The following is an 18,168-nucleotide window of genomic DNA, read 5'->3' on the forward strand; positions in this document are numbered from 1 at the left end:
TCTCAGAAGCTGAAATGCGGCTGACCGGTAACAGTGTGGCAATCGATTCCCTCTACGGAGTCGCGTGTGGGAGTTCGATATAAAACGCTGCGCCACCAAGGTCGCTGTCCTCGACCCAGACATCGCCACCGTAGCTCCGGACCATCGTGTCCACGAAGTAGAGCCCGAAGCCGGTGCCGCCGGACTCAGAGCCCTTCTCGCCGCGCTCGAAGATGCGCCGGGCCTCGCTGCTCGGAATGCCGTCCCCGTCGTCGGCGAGACAGACTGTGACAACCCCGTCCTCGACCCTCGTCGTCACATCGATGGTCACATCGGCACCACCGTGTTCGACTGCGTTGAGAAAGAGGTTCGCGAACACGTCGTCGAGCAGTTCGTCGGCGACGACGGTAACGGCCTCCGATTCGACGGTGACAGTACAGTCGTCACCGACCGACCGGGCGCGCTCCGCCGCGGCCGTGAGGACGGCCTGTAGCTCCCGGTGTTCGTGGCTTCGCCCGTCCTCGTCGGTGACCGTCTCCAGCACTGACCGGACCTTCTCCGTGAGGTCGATCAGGTCGTCGCTCCACTGGACGATGGTCGACGCGTACTCGCGTTCCTGGCTGTCGAGCGTGTCTTCGAGGAGTTCGCCGCGTGCCCGAATGACGTTCATCCCGTTGAGGATATCGTGTTGCAGGATGCTGTTGAAGAAGTCCATCTGGTCTGTCTGGCGCTGAATCGCACGCTGCTGGCGGCTCCTGACGACTGCGTACCGGAGTGCCCTCACGAGTCGGTCACCGTCCAGATCCGCTTTCGGCAGATAGTCCTGTGCGCCGCGGTTGATCGCTTCGATAGCCATCTCCCGGTCCTGCATGCCCGTGAGAACGATGATCGGCACTCCCCTGACCATCTCGGTTGCCCGGTCGAGTGTCGCGAGCCCTGTTGACTCGGGGAGTCCGAGGTCCAGCAGCACCACGTCGTAGGCTGTGTCCGGCTGTTCACCGACCGGCGCCAAGGACTCGACGTGGGAAATCGTCACGTCATCGACGAAGTGCGCTACGGCTGGCGAGTTCAGGTGATGCTCGACGAGCTGAGCGTCGCCCGGATTGTCTTCGACGAGGAGCACGTTGAGGTGTATCGTCTCAGTCATCGTCATTTCGGTGGCCGCTTGACTACCGTGAGGAAGAACTCCTCGACGCTGCTCACGATGTCGACGAAGCCGTCGAAGTCGACTGGCTTCGTCAGATAGGCGTTCGCGTGGAGGTCGTACGATTCGATGATGTCTTCCTCCGCCTCAGAACTGGTCAACACGACGACCGGAATCCGCCGAAGCGACTCGTCGTCTTTCATCTCTTCGAGGACCTCTTGCCCTCCTTTACGTGGCATATTGAGGTCGAGTAACAACAGATCAGGCCGCGGTGCGTCGTCGTACTCGCCTTCCTGACGGAGGAACGCCAGTGCCTCGACACCGTTGTTGACGACGTGCAGGTTGTTCAGCACCTTGCCCTTCTCCAGCGCTTTCTCGGTCAGCTTGACATCGCCGGGATTGTCCTCCGCCAGTAGAATCTCCACCGGCCGTCCCTCGCTGGATTCAGTCATCGCCGCACACCTCCGTTACCGCGGGCAACGTAAACTTGAACGTCGCGCCGTCGTCCGACGGTTCGACCCAGATGCGTCCGTCGTGGCGCAGGACAATTCGCTGGCAGACGGCTAGCCCGATGCCGGTTCCTTCCGTGTCGTGGGCTCCGGCCCGGTGGAAGATGTCGAACACCTCCTCGCGGTCCGCCGCCGGAATCCCCGGCCCGTTGTCCGAGACGGTGAACACAACATCGTCGTCATCTCTGTCTGCGCTGACCTCGATACGTGGCTCCATGCCGGCTTCCACGGCGTACTCGATAGCGTTTTCCAGTAGATTCTGGAATACCTGCCCGACCTGGTTCGGATCGGCTTCGACGGGTGGCAGTGCCCCCACTGTGATGGTCGCGTCTACCTCTTCTATTCGCATCTGTAAGGCGTCCAGCGTCCGGTCGATCACCGCGTCCGGGTCCGTCTCCTCGAACTCGCTTGAGGTTGTCTCGACCCGCGAGTACCGGAGCAGGGCATTGACCATCTCCTGCATTCGGCGAGCCCCGTCGATGGCAAAGGCCATGTACTCGGCGGCCTCGTCATCAAGCTCGTCGCCGTATTCGCTGTCCAGCAGGTCCACGTAGCTTGATACCATCCGGAGGGGCTCCTGCAGGTCGTGTGAGGCGATGTAGGCGAACTGCTGGAGCGCCTCGTTCGACCGTTCGAGTTCCGTCTGCTTTGATTTGAGCCGCGTCTCCCGTTCGACCCGGTCAAGCGCTGCGGCCCCAGTACTCGCAAGAATATCGAGCAAGAACCGGTCGTGGCTGTCGAAGGATTCGACAGTCGGCGAGCCGATACACAGCATCCCGTAGTCCTCGAGCGGGAGAAACAGCACCGTCCGCAACGATGCCTGTGGCGATGACGGGTTCGATAGCGCCTGATAGTCCTCGACGACGGTCGGACTACCATCGTGGAACAGGCGGTTCTCGTCGCTTTCGGGACCCATCGGTGGGAGATCCGACGCTGCCTCCACCGCCGCGAAGTCGACCGCTTCGTCCGTCGCACCAATCGGATAGAGGGTGTCGTCGTCACTGTCGTAGGACCACATCGCTGCCAGTGGCTGGTCGATGATGCGCTGTGCGATCTGTGTCACCGTGTCCGCGACCGCCTGCTCCGTGCGGGTGTACAGCAGTTCATTCGTCGCTTCGCTGAGTGTTTCGATGCGCGCCTCACGCTGTTTGAGGTCAGTGATGTCGCGGGCGACGCTGACGACCTGCGTCAGTTCTCCGTCATCGCCGAACACTGGCCGATACCACGTCTCGAAGACGAGGCCATCCACTTTCTGTGTCACGCGGACCTCTTCGCCGTCCAGCGCTTGCTCGACAGCGGCGACGATGTCCGGATACTGGCCGTACGCCTCGAACACCGAGACGCCTTCGAGTTCGCCGGGTTCTAAACCGAGTTCGGCCAGTCCCTTCCCGGCCGAGTAGGTGAAGACGCCATCGGAGTCGAGAGTGAACACAACGACCGGAAGGTTCTCGATCAGTGTCTGGAGTTGCTGGCTCCGTTCAGTATGTTTGCGTTCCTGTCGCCGGATTTCGGTCACATCGTGAATGAACGCCACAACACGAGTTACGTCGTCGATAACGGCGCGCTCGAGCGACACTTCGACCCGCCGGCTCTCCCCATCCGGACCCTCTGTCGTCCACTCGACCTGTGTCGACCCCGACGTGGCTGCCTCCGCAATCAGGGCGTTTGCGTCCGCCGTCGAGAACCCCGGCGGGCTGAACTCGCCGACGTGCATCCCGACGACATCCGCCGGGGGACACCCGAGCAACGCGCCCGCTGCCTCGTTAGCCCTGACAACAGTCCCAGTGTCGGCGTCGTGGATCATAATCGGGTCCGGGTTCACCTCGAAAACGTCGCGGAAAAGAGTAGTGTCCTCCGTAGAAGCCATACAGAGATTCGGCTGGCGGAATATAAGACTGTATTCCCGCCGTTCTCAGGTCTGAGAACGCTACCAGGTGCCGTGGAAGGTGTCGAACTCCAGGGATTCTAGCGGCTTCTCGCCGATGGCAATCTCGTACTCTCCGGGGGTGAGCATCGGCTTCTTGAACTGCGGGCCGTCGTCGGTCGTGATGCGCGGACAGCCGGTGTTGACGTAGGCGTCCATCCCGAAGTTCGTCAGCCGGTCCGGTGTCACCTCATCCATGGTGATGAGGTATGCGTTCTCGTTGTTCTCGACGATTTCCTGGGCCTTGTCCCAGCGGCCCTGCCCGATTTTGGTACAGAAGATAACCCCCCAAGACTCGGCGTCCATCGCGCGGTGGACCGCGCCGTAGCGCTGCTTCATGAACTTCTCCGTGTCAGCGACGGTAACGACGTTGTTGACCGGGTCCGCGATGACGACGTGCTTCTCAGGGTGTTCCATCGCCAGCCCGAGCGGGTGGAACTTCCCGCCACCGACGTACAGCATCTGGTCGGCGTCCACGTCGGCGCTGGCGTAGTTACAGCCAAGCACCTGCCCCTCGTGGGTCAGCCGCTCGTCGCCGCGGCGCGTGTGGACCGTGTAGCCGCGCTCCTCTAGCCACTCGCGCATCTCCTCGAACTTGTTCATGTGCTGGGCCGTCGTCACCAGCCCCACGTCGGGGTCCTCTTCGGGGTCGGCGAGTTGCTCCTCACGGGCCTGCTCCATAATGGGGAAGACGTCGACGTTGGAGAACAGCGGCACGTAGATAATCTTGTCAGACTCCTTCATCGGTGAGTGACCGAAGTGGACGAACACGTCCGTCCGGCGCATCATGTACGTATCGAGGTCACAGGCCCCATAACAGGGCTGGCCCGAGAGCAACACCGTCACGTCGTCAGGCAGTTCCTCGCGGAGGTCGTCGGCCACGGCCGGGCCGCGGCGTTTCAGTCCCTCGGGGAACTGCAGGCCCACCTTCTCTGCGTCGCGCTCCTCGACAGCTTCGATGATTCGGTCGAGCTCGTAATCCCACTCGCGGTCGTGTTTGAGCGACAGTCCGGTGTTCCGGAGGTCGCCGTCAGTCCGCTCTTGACTCATTGAAACCCTGTACCCGTTCGAGCGTCATAACCCCCGTGTTTCGATGAGCGGGCAGTCACCTCATGATCTCGGCGAGTCGGCGCTCGACACGCTCGACGTTTTCCTCTAAGTCCCGGGCCATCTGATGTTGGGTTTCGTTTTCGTCAGCCAGCTCGTCGATGGACTCGGACACCTCGGCGGCACGCTGGGCGATTTCGTCGATCATGCTGGCGATTTCCTCGGCACTTGCGGCCTGGTCGTCAGTCGCCGCCGCAACCTCGCCGATGCCCTGTTCGGTTTCCGACGCGGCGTCGAGAATGGCCTCCTGATTGTCAAGCACCGTCTCGAGGTCAGTAAGCGCCTGCTGGATCGCGTCCGTCGTTTCCTCGACGTTTTCGGCGGTGTCGTCGGCCATTTCGCGGACCTCCCCCACGATACGCTCGACCTCGTCGGCGTGCTGCTTGGACTCGTCGGCCAGTTCCTTGATCTCGTCGGCGACGACCGCGAACCCGTCGCTGTCGCTGTTGCTCCGCGCAGCTTCGATGTTGGCGTTCAGTGCCAGCATGTTCGTCTGGTCCGCGATGTCGTTGATGACCTCGACAAACTCGTCGATTTCTTCGATGTGGCCCCGGAGCTCCGCCGAGTCCGACGCGACCTGTTCGGCGGACTCAGTCGCATCCTCGACGCGTTCGATGGTTTCCTCGGCTGTTTCGACGGATTCCTCGGCGAGTTCCCTGGCCTCACCGCTCTGGCTGCTCACTTCCTCGGCGCTGGAGGCGATTTCCTCGACGGTGGCGCTGAATCCGGAGACCTCGGACTGGACCTCGTCGAGATTGTCGGACTGCTCTCCGGCCATCTCCTTGATCTCGTCGGACTGCTCGGTAACGGCTGCGGCGGAGTCGCTGATTTCGCTGACCGCCGACTCGACGTCTGTCGCCATCTGTGACTGGAGGTTCTGGAGCGCTTCGCGCTGTTCAACGATATCGCTGAAATCGATCAGTAACTCCAGTGCTCCGATAGCCTCCCCGCCGGGACCCATGAGTGGGACAGCAACCGCCCGCGCGTGGGCCATCGTCCCGTCGGGCCGCTCGGCGGAGCGGAACTCGTCCTCGCGGACTGGCTCCCCTGTCCTGATGACCTCCTGAGCGAGCGTCTCGTCTTGACCTTCTGTGCCAAACACATCGTAGGCGTTCATCCCGACCGCCTCACTCGCCGGAAGGCCGAGAATGTTTGCCACTGCTTGATTCCAGTGTGTGATATCGCCGTCCGCATCAACCACGAACGCCGGCTCGGGTAAATCCGCGACAAGCGACTCGAACGCATGGAGCCAGAACTCTCCGCTGTTGTCCATTGACTCTGGTAGTAGACCGCTTTCAGGTGCAGTTTCCGCCATTGTGGGTGATATCTCGGAAACGGATATACCGTTTTCGACCGATTATGCGAGTTGATAACTGGATTGGGTCGCCTTTCCCGCGGGTGAAGCTACAGCCCGATCAGTATAGCGACGGTCCTGGCCGGAACAACCCGGTTTCGGCAGGCCTATACCGCCCGAGCCCATACACGACGATGATGAGCATCGAGACCGATACCGCCGCTGATATCGACGGTGACCACGTCGAAGCGCTCGCTACAGAGTTCGGCGAGGCAATCGCCGAGCTGCCGGTGTACCAGCGATTCAAGGAGACGAAAGACGCCGTCGAGAACCACGACGAGGCGCAGGCGGCTATCAAGGAGTTCGAGCAGATCCGAGAGGAATTCATGCTCGCCCGTCAGACCGGGAACGCTTCGCAGGAAGACCTCCGGAAAGTCCAGCAAAAGCAGGAGGAACTCCACGACATCCCGGTAATGAGCGACTATCTGGAGGCTCAGAACGAACTCGAACTGCGCCTGCAGGAACTCAACGAGATTGTCTCTGAGGAACTGGCCGTTGACTTCGGGCAGAAAGCCGGCGGTTGCTGCGAGGACTGAACACCGGGATTTTTGCGGTCGCGGTTCTGCTGACCCTGAGGCAGCTGGTCAGAAGCGGCGATACCGCCGCCAGCTATCGCCAGTCAGCGGTCCACTCGACTGACTGGGCGGTTACTCCTCGACTTCAGTTTTCACTACGACCGCCGGTCGTTCGCTCAGCCTGAGCACTTTGTCTGTGATGCTGCCGAGAAGGCTCCGGTACTCCGCCGGCCGCCGCTTCGTCCCGAGTACGAGCAGATCGACGTCCGCCTCGTCGGCGGTTTCGATGATGGACTCGGCTGGCCGTCCGTGTTTCAGGGTCGTCGTTGCGTCGACGCCGGCCGACTCTGCGTCGGCCTGTATCCGGGCCAGCGTCTCCTGACCCGTCTCTTCGAGGCCGTGTTCCGGTCCTTCCGACTCGTCGACGTACTCGTCGCCGCTGTAGGCCGTGTACACGTCTTCGTCGACGACATACAGCACGTGGAGGTCCGCATCGTGTTCCGCTGCGAGGGCAATTGCGTGGGATTCGGCATTGGTTGACGCTGCTGTCCCATCCGATGCGAGGAGGATATGATCGTACATACAGGTCACATTTCTCTCAGGTGGGAAATAAACTGAGGGCTCCGTTCTCAGACAGCGGGAGACACTACGACCATCGTGGAACTGGGTCCGGATGTCAGGCCGAACCATCCGTACAGCATCCAGCGGCCCCGGCACAGCGTCTTCGAAACACCTTAGCGACCGGGCGTGGCATCTCCCGGCATGACAGTCGAATCTGATTGGGACGACTGGCTCCCGCGTGCGGTGGAGTCGGCGACGCCTGACGGGCTGGCGATCTGGTATCTTGGCTGCAACGGCTTCATCGTGAAATCGAGCGGCGGGACGACCGTCTTCATTGACCCGTACCTCGGTACGGGCGACCCGCCGCGAACCGTCCGGATGGTTCCAGTGCCGTTCAACCCTGAGGACATCACTGAGTGTGACGCCGTTCTGGGCACCCACGAACACACCGACCACGTTCACGGGCCGTCTCAGGCCCCGATTCTCGCCGGGACGGGCGCGGACTACTACACCACTGACAGCGGTCACGACGTCATCCGCGAGGAGGCGTGGCTGGAGAACTACAGCGTTACTGACGATCAACTCCACGAGGTCACGGAGGGCGACACGCTCGATATCGGTGACGTGACCGTCCACGTCGAACCGGCCAACGACCCCGACGCCGAGCATCCGGTGTCGTACGTGTTCGAACATGACTCCGGGACGTTCTTCCACGGCGGCGACGCCCGTCCCGGCGAATTCGAAGCTATCGGCGAGCGCTACGACATCGATGTCGGCGTCCTCGCGTTCGGAACGGTCGGGATGATCGACGACAAGGAAACCGGCGAACCCACGCGAACACAGTGGTATAACGATGAGAACATGATCATCGAAGCCGCGAACGAACTCCAGCTTGACACCCTTGTCCCGACCCACTGGGATATGTGGAAGGGGATGACCACGGAGCCGACCGTCTTGCACAACCACGCCAACAGCTTCGCATATCCATCGGCGCTTTCAATAGTTGAAATCGGCGACCGGTACGATCTCGACTGAGAGCGGCCTGCCAGTGGCACACGGACGGCCTGCCCTGACTTCCGGGATCACGCCCTGTTCATGTTCCTGAACGTATGTATATAGATTATATTAACTGATAGGTTGTAGAAAAAAGGCGTAAATGTTGGTCAGGTACGTACCTTTAATACTATTGCTGAGACCATACAGACCATGAGCAATTCGCAAGCCTACGATGAAGTCACTGTCGCCGCAGATGGCGTGACAGTGACCAAGCGGTTCGAGGCGGACGAGTTTCCCGTGCCCGCCATAGCATTTAATCTCACGTCGCGACGGTCCGTTCCGGTGACAGTCAGGCTGGTCGACACCGTGCCGGCGGATGTCGCCGTCGAAGACCTGGGCTTTCACCCCGAGTACGGCAGTGAGTACTGGGACATCAACGAAGACCGGATCGCCTTCGAAAAGGAACTCGAACCGGAAGCCGACTACACGACCGTCTACGGTATTCGTGCGACGGGAACTGACGACGTCGAGAAGTTCCTGACAGAACCCGACATCGAGCGTGTGAACCCGCCTCTAGACGAGGACGAGGAAGACCTCGTCGGTGGCGGCGACGAGGCTGTTCGGGACGTCATCGCCGGTGACGCCGACAGCGTTCCCGGCCTCGAAGACGATGACGACGAAGACATCGAGACCCTCGACCTCTCGGACCCGAACAACCCGGATTCAGGCGTCGAAGCCCCCGAAGCGAGCAACGCTGCACCGGCAGACTCCGAGGTCCAATCCGGCGCTGTTGTCGCGACGATGGCACAGGAAATCCGGGATCAGAACGTCTCCCCGGAAGACGTGAAGCTACTCAAGCGTGCGCTTGACGCCGTCTCCGAAGATGAAGACGACGGTAACACCGGCGGCGTCAACGACGCCCGGATCCAGCGCATCCAGAGCGACGTCGCGGACCTCCGTGCGTACACCGACGCGCTCGAAGAATTCCTCGAAGAGAACGGTACCGGCGAGGACATGATCCAGGAGTTCGGCGAGCGTCTCGACTCCTTCGAAGCGGCTCTTGAGGATTTCCAGGACGAAGTCCAGTCGGCGACGAAGACAGCCACGTCTGCCTCCGATCAGGTCGACGACCTCTCCGAGGAAGTCGAGAGTGTCGAAGGGCAGCTCGACGACCTCGAAGACGACATCGAAGCCGTCCGCGCGGAAATCGACGACGGTGACCTCGCCGACCGGATCGACGAAACCGAATCGGAAATCGAGGAACTCAAACAGTGGCGCGAACAGCTGTCGTCGGTTATCGGCGGCGGCGATTAACCGAACTCGTTTTACCGGTCCCCCGTCTGTGCCTGCATAATGACGACGACGAGAGTGGCTGTGCCGCGCAAAGGCCGGCCCCTCGAAGCAGTGCTGGAGCGACTCGCCGGGCGCACAGGGACGACCGAGCTGGTCGACGATATCATCTCGACGCTTCGCTACGAGAAGGCTGTCACCAAGGGCAACCAAGACGCGGTCGCCGACGTGTACCATCGCATCAGCGACTACTCCTCGCTTGATGAGCCATACAGGCCGGAGTACACGCTGCTCCGTGACGACCGCGACGGGATGCCTCGACGGATCGTCTTCGACAGCGTCACAATTCCGACAGCGTACGGTGATGTCCAACTGGTCGGCCGCGAGGAGCCGTTCCGGGCGCTCCGGACTCATGAGTTCGCGCTCGGATTCGACAGCGCCGACCTCGTACTCGAAGAAGTCGTCCAGCTTCGGGACGACCCGCTGACCGCCATCCACGAAATCAACGACCGTATCGACCCGCTTGATACGGACGTACGGGTCGTAACCGGGCTGGGCGATACAGTGTACCACACGCTGCTTGCGACGCCGGATGTCATCGATGCACAGGACGGTCCTCTCGACCGGGCCTTCGTCACCAACTACGAGGGCGACCTGTGTATCTCACCGCGGTACGAACGGCTCGTCGAAGCCGTCCTCGGGACGAGCGCACTCGATGGTGTCTCCTTTACGTATCCCACCGAAGGCGGCGAGGAAGAAGAAGATATTGCGGCGACTGGTATCGGTGTCTACCTTACTGTCACGGGATCGACTGCACGCGATCACGGCCTCGAACTCGGCGAGCGGCTGTTCCCCAGTGAGACCGTGCTGCTGGAGAACGCCCACGAGCGTACCGAGACGACGGAACAGGTCGCCAGTCTGTTCGAAGACCCCGAAGAGACGGCGCTGCAATCGGTCTGAGACGCCGTCGTCTCAGAGACGCCGCCGCTCGATGAGTTTTGCCGCGACGCCGACGGGCACGACGACCCACGCCAGGAGCCCCGCGGCGACCATCGGCGTAGTCAGCCCGGCCTGTGCCAGCACGCTGCCGAAGCCGCCGGCGACCACGTCCACCTGCGAGAGCGCGAGCACGCGGAAGCAGTCCACCGGGTTGAGCAGTATCGCCGCGGCGATAGCGCCGGACCCGAGGTCGAACCCAGCGACGGCCCCCAGCGCGACCAGGTCGTGCAACAGCGCGACCCACAGCCAGATGGCCAGCGCGGCACCGAGTGCGTGTGTTTTCGTCCGTGCGACCGTCGAGACCAGTACCGCGACGCCGAGCATCGCGCAGGCGGTCAGGACCGCGGCGAGGGCGACGGCCGCGTACTGGCCGACGCTGGCGAGACCGAGATAGCGAACGGTCAACAGTGCGCCGGGAACGAAGCCGAGCAACATCGCGCCGGACAACACCGCCGCCCGGCCGATGGCAGTGCCGACGACGACACGGCCTTTCGTCACCGGGAGCGCGAGCAGGAGTTCGAGCGAGCCGCGCTCGTCGGCCCCGACGATGGCGTCGTAACCGACCGCCAGCGCGGCCAGGGGGACGAGGTAGACGCCGAGTTCCGCGATGGTCGCAATGACCGCGTCGAAGCGACCCGGGCCGACTGAACTCGCCCCGAACTGGACGACGGCGGTGGTAAAGAGGCCGAACAGTAGCGCCACGCCGAGCGCCCATCGGCTCCGGACGGCCAGCCGGTACTCACGGCGCGCGATGGTGAACAGGCTGCTGTCGGCAAGTCGGGCGAACGCCGATTCGTCGGCAGCGTCTGTGGTCGTGCTTCCCTCGGTACCGCCATCGTGCAGCCGGGTACCCGGAGCGTCGGCCGCGACGACGCCGCCGTCGGGTGTCGGATCTGTCGAGGAGTCGTCTCCCATCATGCCGGCTCGCCTCCCGAGTCCTCGGCGGCCGCAGCCGCAGTGCTGTCGGAACCGGTGCGCTCGTCGCCGTCGGCCGCCCCGACGACCTCGTGGAATGCGGCTTCGAGACCCGGTTCGCGGACCTCGAAACGGTCGATATCGTACTTGTCGCCGACGGCCGTCAGGAGGTCGTAGGCGTCGGTGGGGGCGGTGGTGACAGTCAGGTCGACGCCGCCGCGGCTGACACTCGACGCACCCTCGTAGTCTCGAAGCATGCCTGCCACGTCGCTCGCAGCCGCCTCAGACGTGAGCGACAGCGACACTGTCACCTCGTCGGCGGCGGCGCGGCGAAGCTCTTCGACCGGCCCCGCAGTCGCCACCTGTCCGTCCGCGATGATGACCGCCTCCGAGCAGAGCCGCTGAATCTCCCCGAGCGCGTGCGAGGAGAAGACGATAGTCACGTCGGTCTCCGCCGCCAGCGACTCCACAACCTCGTGGAACGCCCGGATACCGTCGGGGTCGAGTCCCGCGGTCGGTTCGTCGAGGATCAGCACGGCCGGCTCGCCGACGAGCGCAGTGCCGAGGCCGAGCCGTCGGTTCATCCCGTTGGAGTAGCCGCCGACGCGGCGGTCCGCGGCGTCTGCGAGTCCCACGGTGTGCAGGATGCGCTCGACGTGGTGGCTCCGGTCTTCCCGTGGTACCGAGCGCATCCGGGCGTGGAAGCGGAGTATCTCGCGTCCGGTCAGGCTCGGCGGGAAGCCGGCGTGTTCCGGCAGGTAGCGCACCCGCTCGCGGACGGTGGTACCGCCGGTCGGGTCCGCGCCGGCGACGGAGACGCTGCCATCGTCAGGCCGGTTCAGCCCGACGAGTAGCTTGAACAGCGTCGTCTTGCCGGCACCGTTCGTGCCGAACACGCCGAGGGTCGTCCCCTGTTCGACCGAGAGATTCAGTCCGTCGAGCGCCTGCACGTCGCCGTAGGCTTTCGATACGTCGTCGACTTCAATCACGTTCATAGTATTTCCTCCAGTCCTCGTGGGGCGGTTCGGTGAGCGGACGGGCGTCGACCACGCCGGGCGACTGGACGACCGGCACGGACGACTCGGCCAGCCGAACGGCATCAAAGGCCGGACTGCTTGCGAACACTCGCGCGGCGGGCTTCTCGGCGGTGACCTGCTGGACGGTCCCGGCTGGCTGGTAGCGCGTGTCGCCGACGCCGTCGTCGTCGATGTCGGTCGGGTTCGCCCGGGACCAGTAGTTCCCGACGCTCTCGTTCCAGTGGACCTGGTCGCTCATGACCGCAAGGACCGGCCTGTCGTTGCGGATAAAACTGTTCTCGGTCACGGTGCCGTCGGTACTCCCTGCGGCGATATGGACGCCGATATCGTTACCGACGACGAGGTTATCGACGATGCGGTTGCTGACGGAGTTGTAGACAAACAGCCCGTTCTCGTTGTTGACGAGGTGGTTGCCGCGGATGTCCGTGTCGTCGATGCTCTTGACGAGGATCCCGTGGCCGGACTGCCCGCTGTTGTTCACCGCCACGTTGTCCTTGATGACGAGGTGTTTCGACACCATCAGCGCGTACCCGACGTCGTTGTCGAAGGCGGTGTTGTTCCGCAGGTTCGAGTCGTCCGAGTACATGTAGTGGACCCCGTACCGGAGGTCCCACATCGTGTTCTCGCTGGCGTTGACGTCTTTCGCCCAGTTGAAGTAGAGTCCGTCCCGGACAGTGGTGATGTCGTTGTTCCGGATGACGCTGTCCTCGGTCTTCCATATCTGGATACCGTTGCCACGCTTGGTCAACTGCCGTATCTCCTCGCGGCCGACGATGGTGTTGCTCCGTATCTCGGTGTCGTCGACGCCGTTGAGCCAGATACCGAAGGTCATGTCGGTCACGCGGCTGTCGCGGACGGAGACCTCGCTTGCGTTGACGAATATCGCGGCGTCGTTGTCGGCGGTACTGTAGCCGCTGTTTCGGACCCAGAGGCCCGTCACGGAGACGCCCCGTGCTTCGACGGCGAGCACATCGCCGTCGCCGTCGCCGTGTAGCAGCGCCGATCCGGGACCGCTCCCGGCCAGCGTGACGTTCGGCGTTGTCACGACGAGCGTCTCGTCAAAGCGACCGTCGAGCGTGACGGTATCGCCGGGGCTCGCGGCATCGACCGCCGCCTGCGCGCTGTCGTAGGTCTCGCCGTCGACCGTCGCGGTCCCCTCGGCCGATGGGGCGGTGAACGAGTCGGTGTCAGGCACGTCGGGGTCGAAGTTGAGGCTGTCGCGGGCGCTGTCGGCTTCGCCGGCGCTGGCCATCCCGACAGCGACGACCGACAGCACGAGCAGGGCTGCGGTCCCGATGGCGAACACACGCTCGGAATCGTGGGACAGTGGGATCATGAGTGTGTTTCCGGGTGGTTTGGTTCAGCCGCAGTGGTCGTCGGGCGGTGCGGGGCGTCTCCCTCGTCGTCGGTGTCGCCGTCACGGTCCCGAACGGCGTCGGGAAGCCCGGTGAGCCCGCTACGGAATCGGGCCGGGAGTTCGCTGAACGTCGCGGCCTGATCGCGGTAGTAGTACGAAACCGCAAGCAGTCCAACAGCTGTGGCGGCCATGTATGCGCCGAGGCCGAACCGGGAGACGCTGGTGATATTGGCGACCTGGTACTGCCCCCACAGTGGCGGCGTGAAGCCGTCGACGCCCATCACCGGCGCTCCGGGGTCGAGCGTGTGACCAGCCTGCCAGAGGCGGTACTGGATATCGGCCAGCATCACGGTGAACACCAACACGGTGCCGCCGAACTGGTATTTCAGGCCGCGTTTGAGTTTCTCGGTAGTCGGTGCGACAGCGACGAACACCGACAGCAGCGACACGCCAATGAACGCCACCGGACCCAGCGCCCACTCGGGCACGTCGATGGCGTTCTCCTCAACGGGGAAGTTGGGCTCGACTAACACCGGGTCGGGGAAGTAGAACCCGACGTAGTGGTTCAGTCGCGCCATCTCGGTGAAATCCCCGGCCAGGTGCGGGTAGGCGTACAGAGAGACGCGGAGCGTCGTGCTCGGGTACTGCACCGCATCAACGCTGATGCGCCACATCGGGAACGCGAGCGCCGCGACGAACAGCAGCGCCGCTACCACGGGGAGGCCCCGCCTGATCTCGCGGAAGTCGTCAAGGGTGGGTCGTTGCATGGCTGGACACCTCCGAGGTGAATCGTGACTTACCCCTCCGCCGGTTCGACGATCATCCGGCTGCGCATCTCTAAGTGCAGGGCGCTACAGAAGTACGTGCAGTAGATCCAGTACACGCCAGGGTCGTCAGCCGTGAACGTGACCTCGCGGGTGTCCTGTGGGGCCACGGCGTAGTTGATGTCGTGTTCGGGGATGGCGACGCCGTGGATGATGTCCTGCACGCCCTCGATGTTGGTCGTGGACAGTTTCACCTCGTCGCCCTCCTGGACCGTGAAGTCCGGCAGGCCGAACTCCGAGCGCTTGGTCGTCATCTTGACGTGGACGCTGTTCTCGCCCGTGCGCTCGACGCCGGAGTCCTCCTCGGTGATGTAGGTCTCTTCGTAGTCGGCCTTGTCGTAGACCTTCTTCGCGTCTATCTTGTCCTTGTGGGCGAAGACGCAGTCGTGTGGCTCGGGGTAGGCCGGGTGGTCCGCGACCAGTTCCATCTCCGCCTCGCCCTGCCCGATGTGGATGAGCTGGTCGTTGTCGGGCATAATCGGGCCGACCGGAAGGAACCGGTCTTTCGAGAGCTTGTTGAGACTGACGAGCCACTCGCCGTCGGGATCGGTCGTCATCGCCTCCAGCGCCTGGATGTGGCCCGGGTTGTAGTGGACATCCTGTTTCTCGATGATGGGGTCTTCTGACCCCTCCTCGGCCTCGACGGCGGCCTGAATATCCCACTTGACGGCCTGCGAGTCGATGAACAGCGACGTGTAGGCGTGGCCGTTGCCGTCGAAAGTAGTGTGCAGCGGGCCGAGTCCGACGCGCGGTCGCCCGGCGACGACGTCCTCCGGGTCGGAGGAATCGGCCAGTGCCTCCAAGTCGATCATCGTCACCGTCGGCGAGAGCTTCCCCGCGACGAAGGCGTAGTCGCCGTTGGGTCCGACCTCGACGCAGTGGGGGCTTTTCGGCGTCGGAATGTACTTCACGATGGGGCGGTCACCCTGATTGAGCGAACTGCCCTGCGTGCCGTCGACGACCGGAATACCGTTGACTTCCTCGTAGTTGCCGTTCTCGACGGCCTGCTCGATGGCCGGGATGTCGAAGGCCTTGACGTTGTCCCGGTCGTCCTTCGTCATGCCCTGAATGTCGGTGGCCTCCTCGCTGTTGTACGCCGAGGAGATGGCCCACCGACCCTCTTTGCCGGTGTCGACGATGTCGAGGTTGCCGTCGACCTTGACCTGCCACTGGGTCTCCATCGACTCGGGGTCGACGGCGACGAACAGCGACGTGTAGTTGTCCGGGTTCTTGGCGTCGGTCCCGTCGTTGGGCAGCGGCGCGCGGAACTCGCCGTTGCCGAGCACGTACTTCGTGTCCGGCGAGAGGACACAGCAGCCGTGGATGGCCTGCATGTTCGGCACGTCCGTGATGGCGTCCGTCTCGAAGTACGTGAGGTTCACGCGGGCGATGCGACCGTTCGCCTTGTCGTTGACGTACAGGTACTCGCCGTCGTAGTCCCCGTCTGTCTCCGAGAGGTTCGGGTGGTGGTTGTCACCCCAGGAGTAGCCGCCGCTCTCTTCGAGCAGTTCCTTGGTATCATCGGTGAAACCATAGCCCGACGCACAGTCGGTGTTAAACACCGGAATGCGGGTGAGTTCGCGCATCGACGGGATGCCGATGACCCGCAGTTCGCCGGAGTGGCCGCCGGACCAGAAGCCGTAGTATTCGTCGTGTTCGCCCGGTTCGACCGTGTGGCTCGCGCCGCTGCCAGAGGGCGTCGACTGGCTGCCGGCGCTGCCATCGCCGCCGGTCAGCGCCGAACAGCCCGCAACGGAGCCCATCGCACCAGCGGCTACGCCGGCCTTCATGAAGTCTCGGCGACCGAGCGAGAGGCCGGGCAGTCCCAGCGAGATGTCGTCGTCTGCAGCCGTCTCATCCGGGGACTCGACATCAGCCAGTACCGAGTCGAGCGTTTCTTCGTACTCTTCGAGGACTTCGTTCGGGTCGCGGGGAGTCTCGTTTTCACTCATATCAGACCACCTTGATTGTGCCGACCATCCCGTTCATCTCGTGGGGGATGCAGTAGTACTCGTACGTTCCGGTCGTCTCCAGCGTGACCTCGTAGCTCTCGCCTTTCGGGATATTTCCTTTCTGCCCGTTGCTGTAGCCGTCCTTCGCGGCCTGCAGGGAGTCGAACCCACCGGAGGCGAAGTAATCCGCGCCATCGGGAATCTTGTCCTCATAGGCCGTCACCGTGTGGCCGATGCTACCGACGTTCTCGAACGTGACTGTCGTCCCTGCCTCGACCTTGATTTTCTTTGGCTCGTATGCCAGTCCGTCCGTCATTTCGACAGTACTTGTCTCGGCCCACTCGGAGCCGCTCCCGCCGTCGCCGGACTCGGTCTCACCGCCGTCTGCGCCGTCACCGCCGCTACCCGAGTCGCCGTCACTGCCACTGTCGGACCCGCCGCCTGATGAACAGCCAGCTAGTGTGACTCCAGCCGCGAGAGCCAGACCGCGAACGAATGTTCTACGTGTTTCCATGGTAGCTCACGGCTGCAACTCGAAGACCTACCTGTATATATAGGGACCCGCACTCTCATTTCGCAGGAAGTGGGGCGAATATGTTCGTCGGTAAATAGTGAATGGTAACTACTCGCGAACATCGCCGCAGAGTACAACAACTGTGCAATCGTCTCCGTACTCTCTGGGGTGGGTGGTGGGTGCCGGCGTCGGATGCACCGCGCTTCGGTGACACGGTCTGCTGTAGGCACCGCCTTCGTTCAACTGTCCACAGACTCTTGTAGCCGTGCGAGACTGGTCAACACCGGATACGTCCAGAGTTGGTCTTCGTACATATACGTGCAGAACTCGTGTGTTTCGAACCGGTGAACGCTAGAGTGGAGTTGATCCTGCCGGTCCTGTAAAATCGCAGCAATGTCGCTCTGGAACGTTTCACGATACCACTCGGGCACGACCGTACTGTCGAGTGTCTCAATAATCTCCTGCAGACTGCCGTGGTACTCCTGTATCGATTCTTGTTCGATTTTGACAGCGCGGTCCAGCGACGTCCGTTCGTCGATTGCTTGCTCAGCCGCAGCTACGAGTGACCGTTTGAGCGGCGGGGAAAATCCGACGTTCGTCTCAGGGTGAAATAGTGCTGCGTAGTCCTGTCCAAACTCGATCGCGACGTTTTCGACCAGCGATTCATCGTACACTGACTCGTAGTGGTCGACAGCTAGCACCGTGTCGGTGTAAGCGTCTCGTAGCGCTTTGACGGGGTCGGGTGCGGGTTGTCGGCTTCGCGGACCGACGGGGGAGGAGGGCTGTTCAACGGGGTCGAGGGCGCGGAGGCGCTGCAGGAATTCTTCGAGACCAGCCTGCTCGGCGGCAAGTTCAGTATGCTCCTCGTCAAGCACAGTGAGAGCCGTCTCTACCGGCTCGAGGATGTGGTCTCGCCATGTGTGCAGGAACCACTGCGCGCCGTCCTGCGCAGGCGTCGTTGCCATGCTAGTGTATCGTCTGGTAACAACAATAAGTGTTTTAGTTACCGGACAACACCGCTCTGTTCCGGACGGCTATTTATATAGTCCCGGCGTCGTTGCCGGGGCCATCGTGCGGTTTCGATATATTGGTATTTTCAATCCTCATAGAATACCAGGCGCCTCGGTGAACTGGCATGATTTATCTAGTTTTCCGGCAGGTATATCTGAGTATGTCCATATACGACCAAAT

Annotated in this window: 17 protein-coding genes; 4 read left to right on the forward strand and 13 right to left on the reverse strand. The window is 62.6% G+C overall.

Annotated elements, in window-relative coordinates:
- Nucleotides 1-52: 52 nt before the first annotated feature.
- The 5 genes from BVU17_05950 to BVU17_05970 are packed head-to-tail and all read right to left on the reverse strand — an operon-like array spanning nucleotide 53 to nucleotide 5,936.
- The gene (locus BVU17_05950; protein ID AUG48843.1) at nucleotides 53-1,126 is read right to left on the reverse strand and encodes a histidine kinase; all 1,074 of its coding nucleotides are present in this window, start codon (nucleotides 1,124-1,126) and stop codon (nucleotides 53-55) included.
- 2 nt (nucleotides 1,127-1,128) lie between these two features.
- On the reverse strand, nucleotides 1,129-1,575 hold the full coding sequence (locus BVU17_05955; GenBank protein AUG47091.1) for a two-component system response regulator: 447 nt from the start codon (nucleotides 1,573-1,575) through the stop codon (nucleotides 1,129-1,131).
- Complete coding sequence (locus BVU17_05960; protein ID AUG47092.1) at nucleotides 1,568-3,499, reverse strand: histidine kinase; 1,932 nt, start codon at nucleotides 3,497-3,499, stop codon at nucleotides 1,568-1,570. Before BVU17_05960 ends, BVU17_05955 begins: the two co-directional genes overlap by 8 nt.
- 60 nt (nucleotides 3,500-3,559) lie before the next feature.
- Nucleotides 3,560-4,606, reverse strand: a complete 1,047-nt coding sequence (locus BVU17_05965) for a diphthamide biosynthesis enzyme Dph2 (GenBank protein ID AUG47093.1) — start codon at nucleotides 4,604-4,606, stop codon at nucleotides 3,560-3,562.
- Nucleotides 4,607-4,661: 55 nt separating this feature from the next.
- On the reverse strand, nucleotides 4,662-5,936 hold the full coding sequence (locus BVU17_05970; protein AUG47094.1) for a histidine kinase: 1,275 nt from the start codon (nucleotides 5,934-5,936) through the stop codon (nucleotides 4,662-4,664).
- Nucleotides 5,937-6,154: 218 nt separating this feature from the next.
- On the opposite strand from BVU17_05970, the gene BVU17_05975 reads away from it, so the two are divergent.
- Nucleotides 6,155-6,553 carry a regulator gene (locus BVU17_05975; GenBank protein ID AUG47095.1) on the forward strand — a complete coding sequence of 133 codons (399 nt, stop codon included), beginning with the start codon at nucleotides 6,155-6,157 and terminating at the stop codon, nucleotides 6,551-6,553.
- Between the two features lie 111 nt (nucleotides 6,554-6,664).
- Here the strand turns inward: BVU17_05975 and BVU17_05980 are convergent, their stop codons facing one another.
- Nucleotides 6,665-7,114, reverse strand: coding sequence for a universal stress protein UspA (locus BVU17_05980; protein AUG47096.1), 450 nt, complete (start codon nucleotides 7,112-7,114; stop codon nucleotides 6,665-6,667).
- A 180-nt stretch (nucleotides 7,115-7,294) separates the two neighbouring features.
- On the opposite strand from BVU17_05980, the gene BVU17_05985 reads away from it, so the two are divergent.
- The 3 genes from BVU17_05985 to BVU17_05995 all read left to right on the forward strand — a co-directional run bounded on the left by BVU17_05985 (nucleotide 7,295) and on the right by BVU17_05995 (nucleotide 10,339).
- Nucleotides 7,295-8,128 (forward strand): MBL fold metallo-hydrolase, encoded by an 834-nt coding sequence (locus BVU17_05985; GenBank protein ID AUG47097.1) that lies wholly within the window; start codon nucleotides 7,295-7,297, stop codon nucleotides 8,126-8,128.
- Nucleotides 8,129-8,299: 171 nt separating this feature from the next.
- Nucleotides 8,300-9,403 carry a hypothetical protein gene (locus BVU17_05990; protein ID AUG47098.1) on the forward strand — a complete coding sequence of 368 codons (1,104 nt, stop codon included), beginning with the start codon at nucleotides 8,300-8,302 and terminating at the stop codon, nucleotides 9,401-9,403.
- 39 nt (nucleotides 9,404-9,442) lie between these two features.
- Nucleotides 9,443-10,339 (forward strand): hypothetical protein, encoded by an 897-nt coding sequence (locus tag BVU17_05995; protein AUG47099.1) that lies wholly within the window; start codon nucleotides 9,443-9,445, stop codon nucleotides 10,337-10,339.
- A gap of 12 nt (nucleotides 10,340-10,351) precedes the next feature.
- Here the strand turns inward: BVU17_05995 and BVU17_06000 are convergent, their stop codons facing one another.
- The 7 genes from BVU17_06000 to BVU17_06030 all read right to left on the reverse strand — a co-directional run bounded on the left by BVU17_06000 (nucleotide 10,352) and on the right by BVU17_06030 (nucleotide 17,942).
- On the reverse strand, nucleotides 10,352-11,296 hold the full coding sequence (locus BVU17_06000; GenBank protein ID AUG47100.1) for an ABC transporter permease: 945 nt from the start codon (nucleotides 11,294-11,296) through the stop codon (nucleotides 10,352-10,354).
- Nucleotides 11,293-12,288 (reverse strand): ABC transporter ATP-binding protein, encoded by a 996-nt coding sequence (locus BVU17_06005; protein ID AUG47101.1) that lies wholly within the window; start codon nucleotides 12,286-12,288, stop codon nucleotides 11,293-11,295. Before BVU17_06005 ends, BVU17_06000 begins: the two co-directional genes overlap by 4 nt.
- Nucleotides 12,275-13,666 (reverse strand): copper-binding protein, encoded by a 1,392-nt coding sequence (locus BVU17_06010; GenBank protein AUG47102.1) that lies wholly within the window; start codon nucleotides 13,664-13,666, stop codon nucleotides 12,275-12,277. Before BVU17_06010 ends, BVU17_06005 begins: the two co-directional genes overlap by 14 nt.
- Nucleotides 13,663-14,454, reverse strand: coding sequence for a hypothetical protein (locus BVU17_06015; protein ID AUG47103.1), 792 nt, complete (start codon nucleotides 14,452-14,454; stop codon nucleotides 13,663-13,665). The genes BVU17_06010 and BVU17_06015 overlap by 4 nt, the downstream gene beginning before the upstream one ends.
- A gap of 29 nt (nucleotides 14,455-14,483) precedes the next feature.
- On the reverse strand, nucleotides 14,484-16,463 hold the full coding sequence (locus BVU17_06020) for a nitrous-oxide reductase (protein ID AUG47104.1): 1,980 nt from the start codon (nucleotides 16,461-16,463) through the stop codon (nucleotides 14,484-14,486).
- A gap of 1 nt (nucleotide 16,464) precedes the next feature.
- Nucleotides 16,465-16,977, reverse strand: a complete 513-nt coding sequence (locus BVU17_06025; GenBank protein ID AUG47105.1) for a copper-binding protein — start codon at nucleotides 16,975-16,977, stop codon at nucleotides 16,465-16,467.
- 239 nt (nucleotides 16,978-17,216) lie between these two features.
- Entirely contained in the window at nucleotides 17,217-17,942 is a 726-nt protein-coding gene (locus BVU17_06030) for a hypothetical protein (GenBank protein AUG47106.1), read from the reverse strand.
- Nucleotides 17,943-18,168: the final 226 nt, after the last annotated feature.

Source organism: Haloarcula taiwanensis, assembly GCA_002844335.1.
Taxonomy (GTDB): domain Archaea; phylum Halobacteriota; class Halobacteria; order Halobacteriales; family Haloarculaceae; genus Haloarcula; species Haloarcula taiwanensis.

Bases quoted from the DNA above. Each gene is read 5' to 3' on its own strand.
- BVU17_06025 (AUG47105.1), bottom strand. From the start codon at position 16,977: ATGGAAACACGTAGAACATTCGTTCGCGGTCTGGCTCTCGCGGCTGGA.
- BVU17_05975 (AUG47095.1), top strand. From the start codon at position 6,155: ATGAGCATCGAGACCGATACCGCCGCTGATATCGACGGTGACCACGTC.
- BVU17_06005 (AUG47101.1), bottom strand. From the start codon at position 12,288: ATGAACGTGATTGAAGTCGACGACGTATCGAAAGCCTACGGCGACGTG.
- BVU17_06020 (AUG47104.1), bottom strand. From the start codon at position 16,463: ATGAGTGAAAACGAGACTCCCCGCGACCCGAACGAAGTCCTCGAAGAG.
- BVU17_06000 (AUG47100.1), bottom strand. From the start codon at position 11,296: ATGATGGGAGACGACTCCTCGACAGATCCGACACCCGACGGCGGCGTC.
- BVU17_05965 (AUG47093.1), bottom strand. From the start codon at position 4,606: ATGAGTCAAGAGCGGACTGACGGCGACCTCCGGAACACCGGACTGTCG.
- BVU17_06015 (AUG47103.1), bottom strand. From the start codon at position 14,454: ATGCAACGACCCACCCTTGACGACTTCCGCGAGATCAGGCGGGGCCTC.
- BVU17_05960 (AUG47092.1), bottom strand. From the start codon at position 3,499: ATGGCTTCTACGGAGGACACTACTCTTTTCCGCGACGTTTTCGAGGTG.
- BVU17_05995 (AUG47099.1), top strand. From the start codon at position 9,443: ATGACGACGACGAGAGTGGCTGTGCCGCGCAAAGGCCGGCCCCTCGAA.
- BVU17_05990 (AUG47098.1), top strand. From the start codon at position 8,300: ATGAGCAATTCGCAAGCCTACGATGAAGTCACTGTCGCCGCAGATGGC.
- BVU17_05950 (AUG48843.1), bottom strand. From the start codon at position 1,126: ATGACTGAGACGATACACCTCAACGTGCTCCTCGTCGAAGACAATCCG.
- BVU17_05985 (AUG47097.1), top strand. From the start codon at position 7,295: ATGACAGTCGAATCTGATTGGGACGACTGGCTCCCGCGTGCGGTGGAG.
- BVU17_06010 (AUG47102.1), bottom strand. From the start codon at position 13,666: ATGATCCCACTGTCCCACGATTCCGAGCGTGTGTTCGCCATCGGGACC.
- BVU17_06030 (AUG47106.1), bottom strand. From the start codon at position 17,942: ATGGCAACGACGCCTGCGCAGGACGGCGCGCAGTGGTTCCTGCACACA.
- BVU17_05955 (AUG47091.1), bottom strand. From the start codon at position 1,575: ATGACTGAATCCAGCGAGGGACGGCCGGTGGAGATTCTACTGGCGGAG.
- BVU17_05970 (AUG47094.1), bottom strand. From the start codon at position 5,936: ATGGACAACAGCGGAGAGTTCTGGCTCCATGCGTTCGAGTCGCTTGTC.
- BVU17_05980 (AUG47096.1), bottom strand. From the start codon at position 7,114: ATGTACGATCATATCCTCCTCGCATCGGATGGGACAGCAGCGTCAACC.